This window comes from Brevibacillus sp. HB1.2 (genome assembly GCF_013332495.1).
In the GTDB taxonomy this organism is placed as follows: domain Bacteria; phylum Bacillota; class Bacilli; order Brevibacillales; family Brevibacillaceae; genus Brevibacillus; species Brevibacillus porteri.
Map to the genome: position 1 here is coordinate 1 of NZ_JABMIU010000002.1, position 19288 is coordinate 19288.

At 43.4% G+C, this 19288-nt stretch carries 22 protein-coding genes; 8 read left to right on the plus strand and 14 right to left on the minus strand.

What is annotated here, in order from left to right; genetic code table 11:
- Positions 1 to 100: 100 nt before the first annotated feature.
- Both HPY28_RS04760 and HPY28_RS04765 read left to right on the plus strand, forming a co-directional pair.
- Entirely contained in the window at positions 101 to 418 is a 318-nt protein-coding gene (locus HPY28_RS04760; protein WP_173621972.1) for a hypothetical protein, read from the plus strand.
- Positions 419 to 662: 244 nt separating this feature from the next.
- Positions 663 to 1034 carry a hypothetical protein gene (locus tag HPY28_RS04765; RefSeq protein ID WP_173621973.1) on the plus strand — a complete coding sequence of 124 codons (372 nt, stop codon included), beginning with the start codon at positions 663 to 665 and terminating at the stop codon, positions 1032 to 1034.
- A gap of 178 nt (positions 1035 to 1212) precedes the next feature.
- Here the strand turns inward: HPY28_RS04765 and HPY28_RS04770 are convergent, their stop codons facing one another.
- On the minus strand, positions 1213 to 1353 hold the full coding sequence (locus HPY28_RS04770) for a hypothetical protein (RefSeq protein ID WP_173621974.1): 141 nt from the start codon (positions 1351 to 1353) through the stop codon (positions 1213 to 1215).
- A 654-nt stretch (positions 1354 to 2007) separates the two neighbouring features.
- Positions 2008 to 2334: a hypothetical protein gene (locus HPY28_RS04775; RefSeq protein ID WP_174230179.1), complete on the minus strand. Its 327-nt coding sequence runs from the start codon at positions 2332 to 2334 to the stop codon at positions 2008 to 2010.
- Positions 2335 to 2839: 505 nt separating this feature from the next.
- Here HPY28_RS04775 and HPY28_RS04780 point away from each other — a divergent pair.
- Entirely contained in the window at positions 2840 to 3067 is a 228-nt protein-coding gene (locus tag HPY28_RS04780; protein ID WP_082192194.1) for a helix-turn-helix domain-containing protein, read from the plus strand.
- A 124-nt stretch (positions 3068 to 3191) separates the two neighbouring features.
- Here HPY28_RS04780 and glnA read toward each other — a convergent pair whose 3' ends face one another.
- From glnA to HPY28_RS04815, 7 genes are all read right to left on the minus strand, one after another.
- Positions 3192 to 4526, minus strand: coding sequence for a type I glutamate--ammonia ligase (gene glnA, locus HPY28_RS04785; RefSeq protein WP_007719084.1), 1335 nt, complete (start codon positions 4524 to 4526; stop codon positions 3192 to 3194).
- A gap of 35 nt (positions 4527 to 4561) precedes the next feature.
- Positions 4562 to 4972, minus strand: coding sequence for a MerR family transcriptional regulator (locus HPY28_RS04790; protein ID WP_017249221.1), 411 nt, complete (start codon positions 4970 to 4972; stop codon positions 4562 to 4564).
- A 168-nt stretch (positions 4973 to 5140) separates the two neighbouring features.
- Positions 5141 to 6418 (minus strand): methionine gamma-lyase family protein, encoded by a 1278-nt coding sequence (locus HPY28_RS04795; protein WP_017249222.1) that lies wholly within the window; start codon positions 6416 to 6418, stop codon positions 5141 to 5143.
- Positions 6419 to 6425: 7 nt separating this feature from the next.
- Positions 6426 to 7718 (minus strand): GTPase HflX, encoded by a 1293-nt coding sequence (hflX, locus tag HPY28_RS04800; protein ID WP_017249223.1) that lies wholly within the window; start codon positions 7716 to 7718, stop codon positions 6426 to 6428.
- An 84-nt stretch (positions 7719 to 7802) separates the two neighbouring features.
- A complete protein-coding gene (locus HPY28_RS04805; protein ID WP_174230180.1) occupies positions 7803 to 8720 on the minus strand; it encodes an RNA ligase family protein in 918 nt (305 codons plus the stop codon).
- Positions 8721 to 9244: 524 nt separating this feature from the next.
- Positions 9245 to 9553, minus strand: a complete 309-nt coding sequence (locus tag HPY28_RS04810) for a hypothetical protein (RefSeq protein WP_017249226.1) — start codon at positions 9551 to 9553, stop codon at positions 9245 to 9247.
- Positions 9554 to 9622: 69 nt separating this feature from the next.
- Positions 9623 to 10768 (minus strand): chymotrypsin family serine protease, encoded by a 1146-nt coding sequence (locus HPY28_RS04815; RefSeq protein WP_174224270.1) that lies wholly within the window; start codon positions 10766 to 10768, stop codon positions 9623 to 9625.
- Positions 10769 to 11462: 694 nt separating this feature from the next.
- Here HPY28_RS04815 and HPY28_RS04820 point away from each other — a divergent pair.
- Positions 11463 to 12059: a hypothetical protein gene (locus HPY28_RS04820; protein ID WP_174230181.1), complete on the plus strand. Its 597-nt coding sequence runs from the start codon at positions 11463 to 11465 to the stop codon at positions 12057 to 12059.
- Between the two features lie 161 nt (positions 12060 to 12220).
- Entirely contained in the window at positions 12221 to 13171 is a 951-nt protein-coding gene (locus HPY28_RS04825; protein ID WP_069844681.1) for an AAA family ATPase, read from the plus strand.
- 31 nt (positions 13172 to 13202) lie between these two features.
- Here HPY28_RS04825 and HPY28_RS04830 read toward each other — a convergent pair whose 3' ends face one another.
- Together HPY28_RS04830 and infC are read right to left on the minus strand one after the other, a co-directional pair.
- Positions 13203 to 13955 carry a DUF4184 family protein gene (locus tag HPY28_RS04830; protein ID WP_174230182.1) on the minus strand — a complete coding sequence of 251 codons (753 nt, stop codon included), beginning with the start codon at positions 13953 to 13955 and terminating at the stop codon, positions 13203 to 13205.
- A 21-nt stretch (positions 13956 to 13976) separates the two neighbouring features.
- A complete protein-coding gene (infC, locus tag HPY28_RS04835; protein ID WP_017249232.1) occupies positions 13977 to 14462 on the minus strand; it encodes a translation initiation factor IF-3 in 486 nt (161 codons plus the stop codon).
- A gap of 200 nt (positions 14463 to 14662) precedes the next feature.
- Between infC and HPY28_RS04840 the strand changes: the two genes are divergently transcribed.
- The 3 genes from HPY28_RS04840 (at position 14663) to HPY28_RS04850 (ending at position 16954) form a co-directional block, all read left to right on the plus strand.
- The gene (locus tag HPY28_RS04840) at positions 14663 to 15130 is read left to right on the plus strand and encodes a MarR family winged helix-turn-helix transcriptional regulator (RefSeq protein ID WP_017249233.1); all 468 of its coding nucleotides are present in this window, start codon (positions 14663 to 14665) and stop codon (positions 15128 to 15130) included.
- A 47-nt stretch (positions 15131 to 15177) separates the two neighbouring features.
- Positions 15178 to 16410, plus strand: coding sequence for a multidrug effflux MFS transporter (locus HPY28_RS04845; RefSeq protein WP_174230183.1), 1233 nt, complete (start codon positions 15178 to 15180; stop codon positions 16408 to 16410).
- Between the two features lie 112 nt (positions 16411 to 16522).
- Positions 16523 to 16954 (plus strand): VOC family protein, encoded by a 432-nt coding sequence (locus HPY28_RS04850; protein WP_069844678.1) that lies wholly within the window; start codon positions 16523 to 16525, stop codon positions 16952 to 16954.
- 134 nt (positions 16955 to 17088) lie between these two features.
- On the opposite strand, the gene hfq is transcribed toward HPY28_RS04850, so the two are convergent.
- From hfq to HPY28_RS04865, 3 genes are read right to left on the minus strand one after another with little or no spacing between them, the layout of a single operon-like run.
- Positions 17089 to 17328, minus strand: coding sequence for an RNA chaperone Hfq (gene hfq / locus HPY28_RS04855; RefSeq protein ID WP_007719110.1), 240 nt, complete (start codon positions 17326 to 17328; stop codon positions 17089 to 17091).
- A gap of 29 nt (positions 17329 to 17357) precedes the next feature.
- Positions 17358 to 18317 (minus strand): tRNA (adenosine(37)-N6)-dimethylallyltransferase MiaA, encoded by a 960-nt coding sequence (gene miaA, locus HPY28_RS04860; RefSeq protein ID WP_017249236.1) that lies wholly within the window; start codon positions 18315 to 18317, stop codon positions 17358 to 17360.
- Entirely contained in the window at positions 18314 to 19099 is a 786-nt protein-coding gene (locus HPY28_RS04865) for a class I SAM-dependent methyltransferase (RefSeq protein ID WP_174230184.1), read from the minus strand. Before HPY28_RS04865 ends, miaA begins: the two co-directional genes overlap by 4 nt.
- Positions 19100 to 19288 lie beyond the last annotated feature (189 nt).

Below are 19288 nucleotides of genomic sequence, written 5' to 3' on the forward strand. Positions count from 1 at the left end.
CGGACAGGATAGATTTATTCATTCCACGAATACCTTATTATGGGAATCGCGGTACGAAAATTAAGTGAAACTGCAAACAACCAGATTAGGAGGTCACCAAATGAAGAAGCCAGTAATAACTTTCTTTTTAGCCATGATTCCGAGTATAGCTACCATAATTTTTTTGATCGAATACTTTCCTTATACAGGTCTTGGAAGAATTGTAAGTATTCCAATAACATTAATTTTAAATATTCCTATTTTGTTATTTTCTCTGCTTTTCACTCAAAAATTAAAATCAAGAGAATCCAAAAGGTTTATTTGGATTGCAGCCATAACAATAAGCGTGTTGGTTGCAGTTCTTTTACATCCACAAGAATACTTACCTAGCGTTTTAACGCAACTTCGAGAACTGATTTTTCCCGTAGCGCCTCAATGATAAGCGAGAACGTTTCTGGCATCCTCGCTGGGTCGCTTGCTAGAATGCTATTAATTTTCTGTCTAATCTCTTCCTTTTTGGTTTCGTATCTAACCGCGTTTTGCTGAACATCTTAGTCAAACTGACGTGGGTTAAACTCGTACTTACTTGCGCCCATTGCAGATGATTTTCTTGCCATATGACACTTCCTAACTATTTTGTTAAATTGACATTTGCTATTCTTAGATAAAAAGGTGGTATCTTGATGGAACTAACCTATCAAATTGAAGAAATGGAATTGAGCAACGGAATAAAAACTTTATGCATAGGGTTTCCAGTTGGTTATGAATCACTATCTGATCTTTTTTCCTCGGAGATTTCTGTTCATTCAGCAAAATGGTATTTAGACGCAATTGATAGAGTTGTCTCCGGTTCTTCGAATTTTGAACAATTTAGAGGTAATGCTTGCAGACTAGAAATATTCAGTGAGAAGACAAATGTAATTAATTATCTATTTGAGAGTATAGAAGATAATCACTTGTATAGTTTTAAATGCAGCATTTCTACGATGTTTCTGAAAAAACTTATCGATGAATGGGTAGAGGAACTTGAAAGATTCGAATCAAAAAACAAGTAGCTAGACTCTCTACACAATTTGTTAAGTCACCGAAGTAATTGCAAGCTTATAAACATGCTTCCCCGTGTTCAATCGAACGTAATCATAGAAAACATCAACTACTGTTCCTTGATTGCCGTAAACGTCTGTGACGCTATCTCCCTTTTTTACATCCATTCCGATTCACCCTTTTGGTTTATTAAGAACTACGAATGATTACATATCCACGTGAATCCTCTTCCACATGCTCCGGATTTTCTAAATACTCCCCGTTGTCTGTTTTAACATCTGCATAAGGAGGCATCTTCTTTAACAGTTCAATTAATTCCAAAACTTTCATCTTGTACACACCTTTCTATTTATCAAAATGAGCAGTTTGTTAAATCACACCCCAGAAATCTTCTGAAAATTAGTATTTATATATTTGTCTGTATATGTTAAGCTTTAATTATTGGTAATAATTAACTTTTTTGGAGGTGAATAACTATGTTTAAGCGATTTCTTCAAGCGTTAGGATCAAAGCAACCATATTCCACTTGCCTGCCTCCTTGGTGCATTGACACAATAAACGGATGCTTCTGCCCGTGGGGTCATAAATAATTCCACAGCGACTGTCTCAAAAGCCCTAATGTGGCTGAGGGATGGTCGTTTTTCTATTTATCTGCTCATATTCTATTAGATATCAGCTCTGACCATTTAACAAAATTGAGATTGTGTGCCCTATAAGCTGAAGCTATCTACTGCTTCGTCCATAAGGTCTTGGTTTAATCCGATGTACCGCAACGTGATTTGCGGATGGCTGTGATTGAAGATCATCTGAAGTGTGGCAATATCCCTTGTTTTCTTGTAAAAAAATAGCCAAATGTTTTCCTCATCGTATGGCAACCAATCTCCGTAAGACCTAATTTCGCAGCCGTTCCATTTAATGATTTGGTAAGACCTTACCCGTGTTATGGGCTGTGCAGTTTTGCCACTCGTGATTGCCTTGTCTCGTTCAAGCTTTTTCCAAGCAAATGACAAGCAGTAGTTCACCGATGTAATCTTGTCGTGTTGGATGACGTGGCTGGTACTGTTCGAATGCCTCATCTATTGCAGCAAGGAGCATGTCCATTGTTCCTCCGCTGACGACAAAGGTCTGAATATTTTTAGGTTCATCACCTTTGAGGTATTTCATATGACCTGTCTTTGTGATCATCTTTTCTTCTACTCTCTGGAAAGCCAGCTCCATTTCATTTAGATCTTCTTCCAGAACGGTTTCATTTATGCCACCCCCGGTAGGTATCTCATTCGTAGAAGAAGATTTTTTAAAAGATTTATTCAAAAGACTTTCTTTATACCCTCTTCATCCTTAGAGCCGAAAGGGATTGGAGCGTTATCCCCGTCATATTTTTTATTGATTCCGTCAACGATTCATTGTTAGCTTAAATGTTTTGTAGTAGTGTCGACAATAAAACATTGGCGACCTCAATGTTTTGTAAGCTGCTATTTACCAGCTTTTTCAGGTGTTCTGATGATGCTTTTTTTGCGAGCGATCTTCCATTGTTCAAAGTGCTTATTGAACTGTCATACATCCATGCCTTATACCACATCCCCTACTCAACCGTAAAACTAAATCAATCATGCTTCGCTGACGCTTAGAGAAATCTCGCATTGCGATTTCTTCATATAGTGAATGGGCTATTCTAATATGTGCATTTGTAGGTTGTGGGTTTACCATTGGCCTACCACCTTCTTCATGAATTGCCTTTGCTGTATAGCGGGAGGAGCACTGTTTGCTGATACGGCTCGAACGCTTGGCGGCCTTCTCTCGTGTTATGAGCTTTCCAATGGCAAGTTCTCGCCTGAGTAACTGGCCCGCACGCCAAAGCTTGTTGTCCCGCTCCCATACTTCCGCTAGTACTGCCAGGGTAATCTTTCCACGCTCTTTTTGCTTCTTAACCCTTCGCTTGTACGTGGGTTTTGCGTATGTATCCCTAGACGTGTTGGACAAGCTCTGTAATCACCTAGACTGCTGTATTGAAGACATCATCGAACATGTTCCTGACAACAAATAAAACACACCCAACCGGATGCGCTTTTTTTGAATTCGAATAAGGGAGTTGGTTTTGTGGCGAATTTGAAAAAAGCTTATTAATAAGTGAAACCCCTCGCACCTACAGGCACAAGGGGTTTCGCTTATTAATAAGCAGTCATGTATTGCTCGCGCTCCCAATCGTGAACGCGTGTGCGGAACATATCCCACTCAATTTCTTTCGCTTCAATAAAGTGTACCAATGCATGCTCGCCCAATGCTTCGCAAATCACCGGATCTGCTTTCAGGCACTCGATTGCTTCCTTCAAAGTAGCAGGCAAGTTCTCGATTCCGTTTGCTTCGCGGTCTTGCTCGGTCATCACGTAAATGTTGCGATCAATGGCAGGTGGTGGCGTAAGCTTGTTTTTGATTCCGTCCAAACCAGCTTTCAGCATAACTGCCAACGCCAAGTATGGGTTCGTTGCAGGGTCTGGGCTGCGTACTTCAATACGCGTGCTCAAGCCTCTGGAAGCAGGGATACGAATCAATGGAGAACGGTTTTTCGCAGACCAAGCTACGTAGCAAGGAGCCTCGTAACCAGGAACCAAACGCTTGTAAGAGTTTACGAGCGGATTCGTGATCGCAGTAAAGCTACGAGCATGCTGCAAAATACCTGCCAAGTAATGCTTCGCTGTTTGGCTCAGTCCCATTACATCGGACTCGTCATAAAAAGCATTTTCTTTACCACGGAACAGCGATTGGTTCGCGTGCATACCGGAACCAGCTACGCCGTACAGCGGTTTTGGCATGAAGGTCGCATGCAGACCGTGTTTTTGCGCAATGGTTTTAACAACCAGTTTGAACGTCAAAATTTGGTCAGCTGCTTGAAGTGCATTTGCATACTTGAAGTCGATTTCGTGTTGACCTGGAGCTACCTCGTGGTGAGATGCTTCCACTTCAAAGCCCATTTTTTCCAACGTCAATACGATATCACGACGGCAGTTTTCACCGGAGTCGAGTGGAGCAAAGTCGAAGTATCCACCTTGGTCGTTCAGATCCAGCGTAGGCTCACCTTTTGCGTCCAGCTTGAACAGGAAAAACTCAGGCTCTGGACCTACGTTGAATGCTGTGAAGCCCATTTCTTCGGCTTCTTTCAGGGCACGCTTCAGGATGTAGCGCGGATCTCCTTCGAATGGAGAGCCATCTGGCATGTGGATATCACAGATCAGACGTGCAATTTTGCCAAACTCATTGCCCCACGGGAATACAACCCATGTATCCAGATCAGGTACCAGGTACATGTCGGATTCCTCGATACGAACGAAGCCTTCGATGGAAGAACCATCAAACATCATTTTGCCATCGAGTGCTTTTGGCAATTGGGACAGCGGGATTTCTACGTTTTTAATGATCCCCATCAGGTCGGTAAACTGCAGTCGGATGTACCTTACGTCCTCTTCTTGGGCCATGCGCATGATGTCTTCTCTTGTAAACTTGCTCACATTTCTCTCCTCCTGTCTCTATATCGGCTTTCTATCTAGTGGAAGAAGCGGGAAAGCTCTCCACGTATCAATGCACCCTCGCCATGGCGAGAGGCATCGCGATACATAATCTGTTGCCTTAGGAGCTGATGCAGCTCTTTGTCGGACATGTCCTTGCGTTTCTCTTCGGACGTCGTGGTAATCTCTGTTTGTTCCATAGCAGGCTCTTGCATTTGCAGGACTTGCTTGATCCCTGCAATATTCAGTCCTTTTTCAATCAGAGCCTTGATCTCCAACAAGCGATCTACGTCGTTGAAAGAAAAGAGCCTCTGCTTCCCTTCTGTGCGGGCGGGCTGAATCAGGTCATTTTGTTCGTAATAACGGATTTGCCTCGCAGTGAGATCCGTCAGCTTCATGACGATCCCAATGGGAAAGAGGGCCATATTCCGGCGAAGGTCATCACTCATGACTTGTCCCTCCTGTTTCGTATTTCTTAGTCTTATTCTATTTTATAACAAAATCCCTGTCAATAGATGTTAGATAATATTACACAGAAAGTTATGTACAGTTTTTTCACATAAAAAAACGACATCCTCCATCATCAGAGAATGCCGTCCGTTCCATGCGCTTTTATCCTATTCACCAGGAATTTCGAGTAAGCCTTTTTCCAGCATCCCGTTCAACGCCGTCAAAATCCCCACTTTTACGTGCGAGTACGTCAACCCGCCTTGAACGAAGCCCAAGTAAGGTGGACGAATTGGGCCATCTGCCGAGAATTCGATGCTCGCCCCTTGAATAAACGTACCTGCTGCCATAATCACAGGATCAGCGTACCCAGGCATTTCACTTGGATACGGAGTGACGTGTGAATCGACTGGTGCTGCTTTTTGGATCCCTTGGCAAAACGTAATCAGTCGTTCTGCACTACCGAATTCCACGGATTGAATCAGGTCGGTCCTCGGCTCATGCCACAGTGGATTTGTTTTGAAGCCCAGACGCTCCAGCATTGCCGAAGAGAATACCGCTCCTTTTAAAGCTTCTCCCACTACGTGTGGGGCCAAGAAAAAGCCTTGGAACATCTCCAGAAGCGAGTAGAGCGATGCACCACCCTCTGCGCCAATTCCCGGTGCTGCCATCCGATACGATGCGAGCTGAACCAAATCCTCGCGTCCTACTATATAACCGCCTGTCTTGACCAAGCCACCACCCGGGTTTTTGATGAGAGAGCCTGCCATGATATCTGCACCTACGTGCAATGGCTCTTGCTCCTCCGTGAACTCTCCGTAGCAGTTGTCTACAAATACAATCAGATCAGGCTTGATTTCTTTTACAACCCGTATCATTTCTTTGATTTTCACAATGGTAAAAGAAGGTCGATCTGCATAGCCTCGCGAACGCTGAATCCCAATGACCTTCGTCTGTGGTGTAATCGCTTGTGCGACTGCCACAAAATCAATTTCACCTTCTGGCGTTAAAGGCACGTAGCTATAACCGATGCCGTAATCCTTGAGTGAGCCTTGCCCTTCGCCGCGCACACCTACTACTTCTTCAAGCGTATCGTATGGCTTGCCCGTAATATAGAGAAGATCATCGCCTGGACGAAGAATGCCAAACAATGAAATCGCAATCGCATGTGTACCCGAGATAATATGGTTACGCACCAATGCCGCCTCGCCACCAAACACTTCGGCGTAAATCGATTCCAGCGTTGCACGTCCAGAATCATCGTAGCCATAGCCTGTGGATGTTGAAAAATGAAATTCATTGACTTCATGCTTTTGGAAGGAACGCAATACTTTCAGTTGATTCGTATCCACCAAAGCGGAAATTTGACGATGTCTCTCTGAGATTGTCGCTTCCACCTCCATTACGAGGGGGCGAAGCTTTTCTCCATGGGAAAAATATGAAAACATCTGTTACTTACCAACTCTCTTCAACAGTCTCTGGTTTATCCAGGAGGAAAGGAACAATCCTGCCGTATATCGGATTATCCTTGTTCACACGAACGGTGATCAAGTAGGCCGCTTCCTCTTCATTAAATTCTTGTTCCATCTCTACCCCATCCCGATGCAATAAGGAAAGAATGTCTCCGCGCTCAACTGGAACGCGCAGCTTCATCTCATTGAAAGATTGCAGGGCAAATGACTCAATCCGGGTGAGCAGTTGCTTCAGGTCATTTTCCCGCATGGCAGAAATCAGAATCGATTCGTCTGCACGCGGCAAGTAAGAGCCCTCTGTGAGCATATCTGCCTTGTTGAAAACGACTAGCTGCGGAATTTCTTCTGCTTTTAGCTCGCGCAAAATCTTGTCTACGACTTCCATGTGTACTTGGAAATCAGGGTGATGACTATCCACCACATGCAGGATGAGGTCCGCTTCCTTCACACCTTCTAGCGTCGAACGGAATGCAGCGACCAGACTCGTAGGCAAGTCTTGAATAAAACCAACCGTATCCGTCAATAGGACATCCAGTCCGCTCGGCAACTCCAATTGCCTGGTCGTCGGGTCCAAAGTGGCAAACAGTTTGTCTTCCTGCAACGTGTCTGCATTCGTAAGCTTGTTGAGGATCGTCGACTTCCCAGCATTCGTATAGCCGACCAACGCAATCTGGAACACATTGTTTTTCTTCCGACGCTCTCGATGCAATTGTCTCGTCCGAACCGTATCCTCTAATTGCTGCTTGAGTTCACTAATCCGCTTGCGAATATGACGACGGTCGCTTTCCAGCTTGGTTTCACCCGGACCACGCGTACCGATTCCGCCCCCGAGACGAGACAGCTGCTTTCCTTGCCCGGCAAGCCGAGGCAGCAGGTAGTTGTACTGCGCCAGCTCTACCTGGATTTTCCCTTCACGCGACTGTGCACGCCCTGCGAAAATATCCAAAATGAGCTGCGTTCGGTCAATCACTTTGCAATCAAAAACTTTATCCAAATTACGAGTCTGGCTCGGAGATAACTCATCGTTGAAAATGATGACGTCCACATCCAGCTCTTCAGCCCTCTGCGCGATTTCATCAATTTTTCCTGTCCCCAAATACCAGGCAGAATCAACCCGGTCCCGATTTTGCGTGATGACGTCCAGTACTTCTACACCAGCAGTAGCGGCCAGCTCATGCAATTCTTCCATGGAAAGACGGGTTCTTTCTTCATTCCGGTTATCTAAATAGCAACCAATCAGTATGGCTGTTTCTTTCGTTTTGATCAGATCGTTCACCGATTCACGCCCCTTCATGCACTATCATACCACATTTTGCCCAAAACGTTACGGCAGCAGGGCACGCCAACTGAAATACTTGTGTCATGGGTTACCTGCCGCTTTCTCTGAGAAAATCTCCTTCACGAAAAGCGGAATCACTTTGCTAATCACTTTGTGGAGTTCTTTCTCATCATATCCATCAGGCAGGGCATTCGCCTCTTCCTTGAGGAGATCTTCATGAATGCGGAGATTCAGATTTTTCAGGATAATCCCCATGTCTTTTACGCCAAATGTCTCTTCCAGTACACCTTCATCAATCAGTTTGTAGAGAAACTTCTCCACACGTGCGAGCGTCACATACTGCTCTACAAACAATACTTCTTCCGACTTCGGTTGATTCGGGTCTTTCGGTGGCTTTTGACGTTTGACTTCACTAAATACGTCCGTGACGATTTTGACAAATATCTGTCGTCCAAAACGATCCCGGTAATCGGCATTTTTCACGACGATGCCCTCACCGATTTCTTCATCCCGGAGCTTGCCACCTAGAGCTGTTTTGCCGACAAACGATCTGAGATGCTCTTCCCCTTGGTAATCCCCCTGATAAAAGACCGGTACGAGTTGCAAACCAAGTCGCTGCGCTTCCCTTTCCACGATAGAGAAATCCACATATTCGCAGGCAACGGTATCGTACATATCAAATAAAAAGAATTGTTTTTCATACTGAGGATATTTAATTTTATGAGGATTCAACCACTCTCCGAAATAAACCATGCCAGCCACAAGTTCCTCTTTTGGGAGCAGATGTGTCCATTGAAAAAAGCCGTGCAGATTCTCATCCTCATGCAATTCCATATTTCGAGAGAATGCTCGGATGCTGTTCGTTTCCTCATCGTATCGAAAGCTTGCATTCGCTCCGTCAAGCTTTTCTTGAATGATAATGAAATCCCCTACGTTGAATACACCCTCTGTCGTTTGATGGCCGAGACGTACAACGTCCGTATATTTCTTTTGCTCCATCTTGTGCCTCCACATGTTTGTTAAAGATCTTTATTCTGGAATATTATGTCATATTATGGAATTCCGAACGGGAATCGTTGAAGAAAACAGAAGGACCATCACTCTTTGCTTACGGAGTAATGGTCGTTTATCTTTTGAGGCTGATTTTTATATGAAATCTCCTGGTTTTGATTGCACACGGGCTAATTTCTGAGGTTTCTTTTTGCCTTGGATTTGTAATTGGAGAATTGAAGGAAGTACTCTCTTCCCTTTTTAGCTAAACAAGACTACAAAGAAGTCACAGTCCTTTGGCTCCTCACACCTGCTCTAGTTCATCAAGGGGATCAGAGATAAATTGTAGTTTATCATTCCAGATACCATTTACTTTTCCATCTTTAAAAATGTTATACATTCCAGTTATTACGTGTTGTGAATGTAACTCAGTCTTCCTCAAACACTCGATCATGAGTGCTTCTTCTAAAATCACCTTTTCATTCAGTCTTTGTTTTAAAGGTGTTTTTGCAACTCGAGCAAGACGTTTCTGTCTACACAAAGTAGACAACGTATTTTGAGATAAACGCAATTGCAATCAAATATACTAGAGTAACATAAATAATAAATATTGTAATATCCAGTGCTTTATTTGTCTTACTTCGATTATTTAACCCCAACCTTTTGACACCAAGATAAATGATATAGAGCACCACAATGTAATATATGAAATAGCTAAAATAAAAAGGCGCGGAATTTCCAAATGCATGTTCATCACCTAGCATATAAACAAATACTTTTCCGAAAAACAAGAAAGTCCCAGAGAGCAAGTATATCATCAAGTATGTTATTACTTTCTTCATAGGATTTACCTCCTTGCTAACACACGCCCACAAACGAATCCTAACTGGGCGTGTGTTAGTATTTCGAAACTATTTGCCCGTTATTGTTTTGATACCTGTTTCTGCTTTTATGTTACCAATATAAGTTAAATATGCAACACTCTCATTAGATTTAGCAGCAGAAACGATTCCATACAAATATAACTTTTTTGTGTTTTTAGAATCAGGCGCTCCAACTGGTGATCCGCTGTCTCCATTTACAACTTTTAGCCCAACCTTTTTCTGGTTTTTTAAATGACCGCCAAACGCATATACACTTTCATTTGTTCCTTGTACAAATCCACACATTTGAGTATCAGATTGACCTAATGATGTACACACTCCCATACCTTCCCAATCACTGATTTGTTCTCCAATAATTTGATATCCTGCTTCATCATATTTACTTCCAGATGAAGTTAAGATGTTGTGAGTAGTCAACCCAGATTTAACTTTAACCAAGGATACATCTACTGAGCTACCCCAGTGAAATATCTTTGTATGAACGGTACCGATTAAATTGTCTTTATCGTAGCTTTGGAAAACTTGCTGCCCCGTACTTTCGGCGCAGTGCCCTGCTGAAACTAAAAAGTAAGTAGAGCTATTTGAATCTTTTGCCGAGAAGCCATTTGTGCAAAAACCGCTTCCTGAAAAATTCATTTGAGCTGCTCCCGGAACGGGTCTAACCTTTATTTGCGCTCTATCTATCTTAGGCTCAATTTTTTCTGTTTGTTCAAACTTAATTAATGACTCCTCCAGATCCATTTTTCTAATTGATTTTTTGTTCAAACTTTTTTCTACACTATCTTTTGCTTCACTTTCATCTTCAGTATATCCTACGATTACAGACTGATCTTTAAAGCTAGAGGAGATGTTTACTATGTTTTCCTCTGATTTATCAATGCTTAACGAAATCTCTTCAACAACTTTATCTAAGTCTTCATTGGAATATTTCACTTCGTCATATTCAACCTCTACATCTTCCCCCAATATGTCTTCAACTTTATTCAACTCTTCTTTTTGAGCGATGGAATGGAAGCCAATATGAACTATTCCTCCGTTTTCTTGATCAACATATAGACCCGCATAGTTATCATCAAACTCTTTTTCTAAATACTTGATTAGGTCAGGTATGCGTTTCTGAGTCTCCATCCTATCCCAGAACTCATCTTCATTAAAAGGAGTAACATAACGCACTTAATTCTCCTTTTCTTTCCCTTCAGCAATGATTGCACTAGAAAGTGGCAAAATAGACATTGAACCAACCACCATTAAATTCAGCACAGCATATTTCAATTTCATAATATATGCCTCCATAGACATTTTTAAAAATACACCAAACATAACATATATTGGAAATCGCAACAACGCCTGCCCGTTTTAGCGCATAAGACCACCACTTCGATTAACCAGAACATACATCTTCAGCATAGCAAGCATATTAATTTTGTTTCTTGTGACGCTCAAACACATCCAACACTTGAGTATACCATTTTGGGCGCTTAAAGAGAGTAGTATGGTATTGCACAAACATAGGCTATTACGATTAGTAGAAATATATATACTGGCTATGTTAGTGTAAAACACTCTTCATAAAAATCAGAAGATTGCACGAAATACACTCTCATATATGGTTAAGGTGTACCTTATGATGAATTTGGCAGAGAAGGTCGTTCTCCTTACGATTCTGCCGAGGTAATAATTTCTGCCAGTATGTGCGATAGCCTAGGCGAAGACGACAGGATTAATACAATGGCACATGAATTCGGGCATTTACTTGGTTTAGTACATACATCTGATACGAGTGAAGATTCAATAATGGATAATCATGATGTTTTTGACTGGGACATTGATGCTCTATACCGACTAATATTGAAAGGGCGTGTAGTTAATGAAAAAATTAATCACAATGATTTCAACGGCAGCTTTAGTTGTTGGAGTATGGTCAGCGCTAGCTTTTAAAGAAATCAAGAAAACAGCACACGCAGACTCTCATAGCAATGCTTTGGCTAAAATTTATAAATCAACTGACGAGTTGGTTGAAAACTCAAACGTGATTATCAAAGCAAAATTACCGAATGAGTACAGAAAAGAACAAGTTTCTGAAATCGTATTTTATGTATATGAGGTTAAAGTAGATAAAGTATATAGCAACAAGACTGACCAAAAGATTTCAGAAGGTGATACTGTCGAAGTTTATCGTGTTATTGGTTTCGACACGGGCGGTGGTAAAGAAATGGCTGACATCGTAGCACCTAAATTTCAAGAATTAGAGCAGGGTGAATATCTCTTGTTCTTACATGGTAGTTACGATGAAGACCTTCAGAAGCATATCTTGATCCCAAATTCACCTCACCAACTCTATAAATCCGCCAGCTCAAAAGGTTTGAATTCGAAGAAACTGGTTGATAGTCAATTTGAAAGCATTTCGGAATCTGAAGCACTTCCTTCCATTAATGAAGACGATCTTCTTGACGCAATCAAGTAGTAGTTTCCCAAGGCACTTGTTTATCAGGTGCCTTTCTTATTTTAATAATAAACACATTTCTATCGCCCAATGATCCACTTCAATCTCTTGCGTAAAAATTGGCAGGTTTTCCGATGTTCCTGAGTATACTTTCTGTATGATGGTCAAGGCAGGTGAAACATGTGAAGCAAGCAGGAGCCATTCCTCAAACTGAGGTGCTCGAATCTTCAAGTAGTAATAATCGAATTCAAGTTGTATTCAATCGACCAGTAAGTGTTAAGCAGCTAAATACTTTACCTGAAATAGTTCGTACCACGTCGAGTTCAAATTTAACAACTGTTTTTGAAGAATTAGAAAGCCTGATTGGTTTACATGAAGCCAAGAAAACGATTTATGAAATTTACGCGCTCATCAAAATGAATAAAGCAAGGGAACGACACGGGCTTAAAATTGAGAAGCAAGTTTTCCATATGGTTTTTAAGGGAAATCCCGGTACTGGGAAAACAACAATTGCACGCCTTTTCGGTAAGATTTTTAAGGAAATGGGTGTTTTAACTAAGGGTCACCTAACCGAAGTGGAACGTGCAGATCTCGTTGGTGAATTTATTGGACACACGGCACAAAAAACCCGTGATCTTGTTAAGAAAGCCATGGGAGGAATACTGTTTATCGATGAGGCCTACTCATTAGCTCGTGGCGGTGAAAAAGATTTTGGAAAAGAGGCTGTAGACTGTCTTACCAAATGCCTTGAGGACTTTGGCAATGATTTCGTCTGTATAATTGCAGGGTACAATGATGAAATGGATACATTCCTTGACTTAAATCCGGGACTGCCTTCACGCTTTCCCGTCCACATCAACTTTGCTGATTATGAGGTGGATGAGTTGATGGATATTGCAAATGTAATGGCAAAGAACAAGGAGTATAGAATCTCTGCTGAAGCAAGTGAAAAACTGAGAAGAAGACTGCTTACAGTAACGAGCGATCCGTTTCATGTAAATTTCAGTAATGCACGATATGTGCGAAATAATATTGAAAAGGCAATACGTGTGCAAGCTGTTAGATTGCTCAAAATTCCTGACCCAACTCGTGATGATTTAATGAATCTGAAGTCCGAGGATTTTTCAATTTAGAAACAATAAAATCCCTCATTATTGAGGGATTTTACTTTTTCAATCTGAGCCTGTCCAAAGCGAAGCAGAGCACCACGATTCCAAGCAGTGATCCCGAGAGAAACGGAACCACTTGCTGCAAAGGATGGACAAAGGGCGAAATTCCTTTTACCAGCAATGCGTGTAAAACGACCGTCACGATACCAAACAACCCCACCCCGAACCAGAACATCCATTTTTCCAAGACAGGTACTTGTCTCATAACGATCTGTCTGTTTTTCCGCGCACTTCGCGCAATGACATACAAAATGGCCAATCCGCCGAAAAGGGTACTGCCGTGCTGTAGCAGCTTGTAAACAGGCACCTTATAATGGGCGATTGAGATCGTTTGTTGCAAGAACAAGAAGTGGTCTACCATACGTCCACCATCATGGGTAAAGGCATCCCATGCGATATGGCTCAAACTGCCGAGTAACGCTGAGTATATAAACACAATTACCGCTCGCCACGCTGGCATTCTGCTACCAATGTCTGTGTAGCCCAGTCCTCGTTCAATCCACTCTGGCAAACGTGCAAGCAATGGCTTTTTGACCACGTACTGGTACAAAAACGCTAATAGGATCGCGATGGGCAAATCAACCAGCCACAATCCGAGCATGGTGTGACTGTATACGCTGAATGGCTGCATCCGGAAGAAATACTCAAAATCGGGTGCCATACTGCCAAAAACGAGGGCAGAGAACGAAAACCACTTGCATTTTCGTAACGGCAGTACAATAGCCGGATGAGCAAAAGTAAAAGGCATGCGCTTACTCCCTTTTCGTCATTAGAGTGGCAATAGATTGGCAACTACCTGCTTGCCGCTTACTTGAATCCCTTTATCCTGTTTTCCACAATGAGCCAGATCTTTGATGAGCTGCTCAATTAATCGCTTGGCTTCCTGACTTTCTTTTTTCTCCAATTTTACAATCAACTGGACGGCATCCCCGGTTGAAAGAATTCGTTCTGCCTGTCTTTTTTTCGTATCGTAATCATGGTCTTCAATGTAAGCACTTAAACGAATTTCTTTTACTTTTACGCCTTTTTCAGCTTTCCGGTTTTTAGCGTTTTCCTTAATGACCTGTTCCTTATAATTCGTTCGATTCACTAACTGACAAGGCGGCGGACTCGAAGCCAACGAAAGACATACCAGGTCCACTCCTTGTTCTTTTGCCATTTGAAGCGCTTCTTTTGTGGAGATGATTCCGAGATCTTCCCCGTTTACCCCTGTTAATTGTACGACTGCCGCTTTTATTTTTTCATTCAGGATCATCTTAATCTCACCTAACCTGTTCATTCGATTTTCAAAGACATCATTACTTCTCCAAAGAATGCAGTGTATCCTTCCAACGCTCGTAAATGCAAATCATTTTCATGACGAAGACCAATCGTTTTTGTATAATAGGACAAGGCATGAACTTACGGACGTCATTCACAGAATATTCATTAGCAAACTAATTAATTGGGGGTACTTTGGTGGAGTTCAGTTATGCAACCGCATTAACCCATTCTGCATCGCATGTAATGAAAATGCATCGGCAAAATGTAGAATTTCTGATTCAAAAATACGACGTCTATCCGGGTCAACCCATTCTGTTGATGCGCTTGATTGAAAAAGATGGAATGATTCAAAGAGAATTGGCCCGAAAAATCGGAGTAAAGCCCGCTACGCTTACCGTCATGATTAATCGAATGGCCAAATCGGGACTTGTCGAGCGCAGAGCAGATGAACGGGACCAACGTATCTCCCGCGTTTATCTTACCGACAAAGGTCGGATGGCTACCAAGCATGTCAAAGAAGTATTACGCGTCATTGAGGAAAACTGCTTCATCGGATTCTCAGAGGAAGAAAAAGATGTTTTGCGGGGCTTGCTCGATCGTATGCACAGCAACCTCCAAGCTTTTTACTTGCAAAATACGCAACCGACTTCTGAGGTGTAAATAGCTTCTTTCCTGGAATAATAATGAGAAAGGTTTGACAACTTGCCGTGAATAATCTAGCAAAACAACTTGATTCCACGTCCCTAACCGGCAATAAATCACGCCGGCTGTGGATGGCAGCGATTCTAGGATCGCTTTCTGCTTTTGGTCCACTGTCCCTAGATATGTATTTACCTGCACTTCCTATGCTTGCCGATGATTTGCAGACGAGCACCTCCATGACCCAACTCAGTTTGACAGCATGCATGCTCGGCCTGTCCATTGGTCAATTGTTCGCGGGGCCGATCAGTGACGTACGTGGTCGAAGAATCCCTTTAATTATCGGGCTCATTTTGTATGCGGTCTCTTCCTTTTTGTGTGCGGTAGCTCCCTCTATTTATACGTTCGTCTTGCTTCGCTTCGTACAAGGTCTTGCTGGTTCTGCTGGAATTGTTATCGCTCGCGCTACGGTTCGCGATTTGTACTCTGGGACAGAGCTGACGAAGTTTTTCGCCCTCTTGATGCTCATTAACGGAATCGCTCCGATCGCGGCACCTATCGTAGGGGGACAAATCCTCCAATTTACTACCTGGCACGGCGTGTTTGTCGTACTGGGCCTGATTGGTGCTATCATGTTTCTCGTCGTGCTGCTTGCTCTTCCAGAAACATTGCCACAAGAGCGCCGCTCCAAGGCGGGAATCGGCAATACACTGACGACCTTTGGTACCTTGCTGAAGGATCGCGTTTTCATGGGGTACGCCATCGCGCAGGGCCTGGTGACAGCTGCCATGTTTGCGTACATCGCCGGTTCTCCCTTTGTTTTTCAAAAAATATTTGAAGTGTCTCCCCAAACGTTTAGTCTCATTTTCGCGATTAATGGTGTAGGCATTATTATTGCGAGTCAAATCACAGGTAAGCTTGCAGGTAAAGTGAAAGAAACTTCCTTGTTCATTGCTGGGATTATCATTGCGGGAGTCGGTGGAATCCTCCTTCTGACGATGATTCTCCTACAAGCTGGTCTTATTGCTGTGCTCGTTCCCCTTTTCTTTGTCGTATCCAGTGTAGGGATTGTGGGCGCAACTGGATTTTCTCTCGCCATGCAAAATCAAAGCAAGGCAGCAGGAAGCGCATCTGCTCTCCAGGGGCTACTCTCCTTCATTAGCGGCGGAATTGTCGCTCCACTTGTGGGAATCAGCGGGGAATATACCGCAGTACCAATGGGGATCATCATTGCTCTTTCTACGATCGGTGCCATTGTCTGCTACATTGTAATGGTTCGTCGGAATTCATCAGCGTCCTGATCAATTCCCCTATTGCAAACATACGTTCTGTGCATTACAATTACAGTATGGGCAAGAATAGTAAGTGGGTTTGACAAGTTGGTCATATGAAAACCAAGGGAGATGTTGACACATGGCATTGCGTTTGATTCCTTACATCGTTTTGAATGGTACTGCGGGTGAAGCGATTAGCTTTTATGAGGGTGCGCTAGGTGCTGAAGTGCTGTTCAAGCAAACCTTCGGTGAAATGCCGGAAAATCCGGAGTTCCCATTACCTGCAGAAGCCAAGAATCGTATCGGACATGCTACTATTCGCGTCGGCGAAACGGAATTGATGTTTTCCGATACCTTTCCAGGACAACCTCATCAACTTGGTGATCAAGTGACCATCTGCATCTCGACCGATGATAAAGAACAATCTCATAAGATTTTTGATGCCCTGCAAGAAGGCGGACAAGTGATTATGCCACTGCAAGAAACGTTCTTCAGCCCAGCATACGGCAATGTGAAGGACAAGTTCGGCATCACGTTCCAAATTTACACGAATAATCATTGCATGGAGTAATGTGAAAGCCCTGTTCGCTTCTATGGCGACAGGGCTTCTTTATTGCTTTTTGCGCTTAAGGTATTTCCATCAATCGCGCCAGATAATAAAAAAAACCAGGATCACATGTATCCTGGCTGTTGGTGTTGCATCGCTTACTGTTGGTTGTTCTCCTGAGACATAAGCGATACAGGGCGTTGCGGAGTGAAAGTGGAGATCGCATGCTTGTATACTAATTGTTGCTTGCCTTCGCTATCAATCACAATCGTGAAATTATCGAATGCTTTAATATACCCGCGCAATTGAAATCCGTTCACAAGGTAAATGGTAACCGCGATGTTTTCTTTCCGCAAATGATTCAAGAACGTATCTTGAATGTTGATCGTCTGTTTCATGTACACTACCCCCTAAAAGGACTTGTATGTTATATATTCGGCAATTGTTGAAACTTTCCTGCCAATATTCGCTTGATAGTTTCCACGTTATTCCTCTGTTCCGCCGGATCAGTCATGTCAAACCATTGAATTTCTGCCATGCGACGGAACCAAGACAGCTGGCGTTTGGCAAAATGCCGCGTTCGCTGCTGTATGTCGTTCACTGCCTTTTCTAGCGTGATTTCTCCATACAGATAAGGAATGAGCTCCTTGTACCCCAAGCCTTGCATGGAGACCAGCGACGCGTCGTAGCCAGCATCCAAGAGCCCCCTCACTTCCTCAACTAGTCCCGCTTCGATCATGAGTTCGACCCGGTGGTTGATTCGTTCATACAGCTTTGCGCGGTCCATCGTGAGGCCGATCATCACCAAATCATAAGGGGAATGCTGCGCCCGCAGTTGAAAGTCGGACATTTTGTACCCGCTGCTTTCATAAATCTCCAATGCGCGAATCACCCGCTTTACATCATTAGGATGCAAGCGTTCGGCTGTAATCGGATCGACATCGGCCAGTCTGGCGTGCAGTGCTTCCACGCCTTCGCTGTCAGCCAATCTTTGCAGACGATCACGGAACTCAGGGTCTTGAGAAGTAGTGGAAAACTGAAATCGATGGGTAACCGATTCTATGTACAGACCTGTCCCGCCGACGATAAACGGGAGTTTACCACGTTGGTTGATGTCAGTAATCAACGTTGCGGCACTTTCCTGAAACATCGCGACAGAGTATTCTTCGTCTGGATTTTTAATATCAATGAGGTGATGCGGTATACGCGCAAGCTCCTCTGGTTCAGCTTTTGCGGTGCCAATATCCATTCCACGGTATACTTGCATGGAATCTCCGGAAATGATCTCACCGTCGAACTGTTCGGCCAGCTCCAAACTTAGCTGGGTCTTGCCGACCGATGTTGGCCCAATAATCACGACTAGCTTTTCTCTCTGTTGCAAGGTCACTCCCCTCCACCTATCTCTTTGTAGCTGTACACGACCTGCTGGCCGCGGGAGCGAAACGGTGTAAAACCGAAGCGCTCGTACAACCTACCTTCTTTTCCTTCTTTCATTACCACACGTTTTCTCGCAACTCGCTGCGCTTCCAAAACAGCCTCCTCTGAAAGAGCATCTGGATTGGCGAGCTCCCGGACTCCGGCGATCCCCGACGAGCTTTGTACAGTTATCTCGAACATAGGATCGAAATAAACGACGTCGAAGGAACGTGCAGGCAGTCCTCTTAGTACTTCTAGATGGTTGCCACATCGCACCTCAATACGACGCATGGCTTGCTCCAGTTCTTCCGCATCGGATGACCAGTGCCGTAGTCCATCTTCTACCAAGATGGCTAACAATCGCTCAGATTCGATGCCAACGACTTTCCCCTTTGTGCCAGTCGCGTGAGAAAATACAATAGCGTCAGCACCCAAACCCAAGGTTGCGTCAAGCACTTCATCCCCTGGATGAATTTGGCAAGCAACAAGCATAGTATCAGTATCGCCGCGCATGAGCCGCTTTATACGAAAAGCAGATGTATTCGGATGAAAAAAGAATGGTTTTTTCCCCGGCACTTCCAGACGTGCTCCAAGAGCGGAAACCACCAATACTTCTTCTACCCCATATCGCTTGCGCATTTGACCCAATGAATAATCGCGTCGATTCACAACCTGTAGCCCCAATGTACTAGCCAATTCAACTGCGTGACGCAAGGTTTCTTCACCAGGCTCAAGTCCTGTTGTAACAATCACGCCTTTGTTCCCTTCCTTACGTCTTCGCCCTTTTTGACAAGAACTGCTGTTCTAGAAAAACGACTAGACGGTTTTTACATAAACGGTAACGATCATATTATTGTAAGCAGGATTAATTTGCCGGTCAAATAGAATCTGAACCAAACTGCTTTCCTCTTTACTATGACAATCATACCATTTTTTATGAAA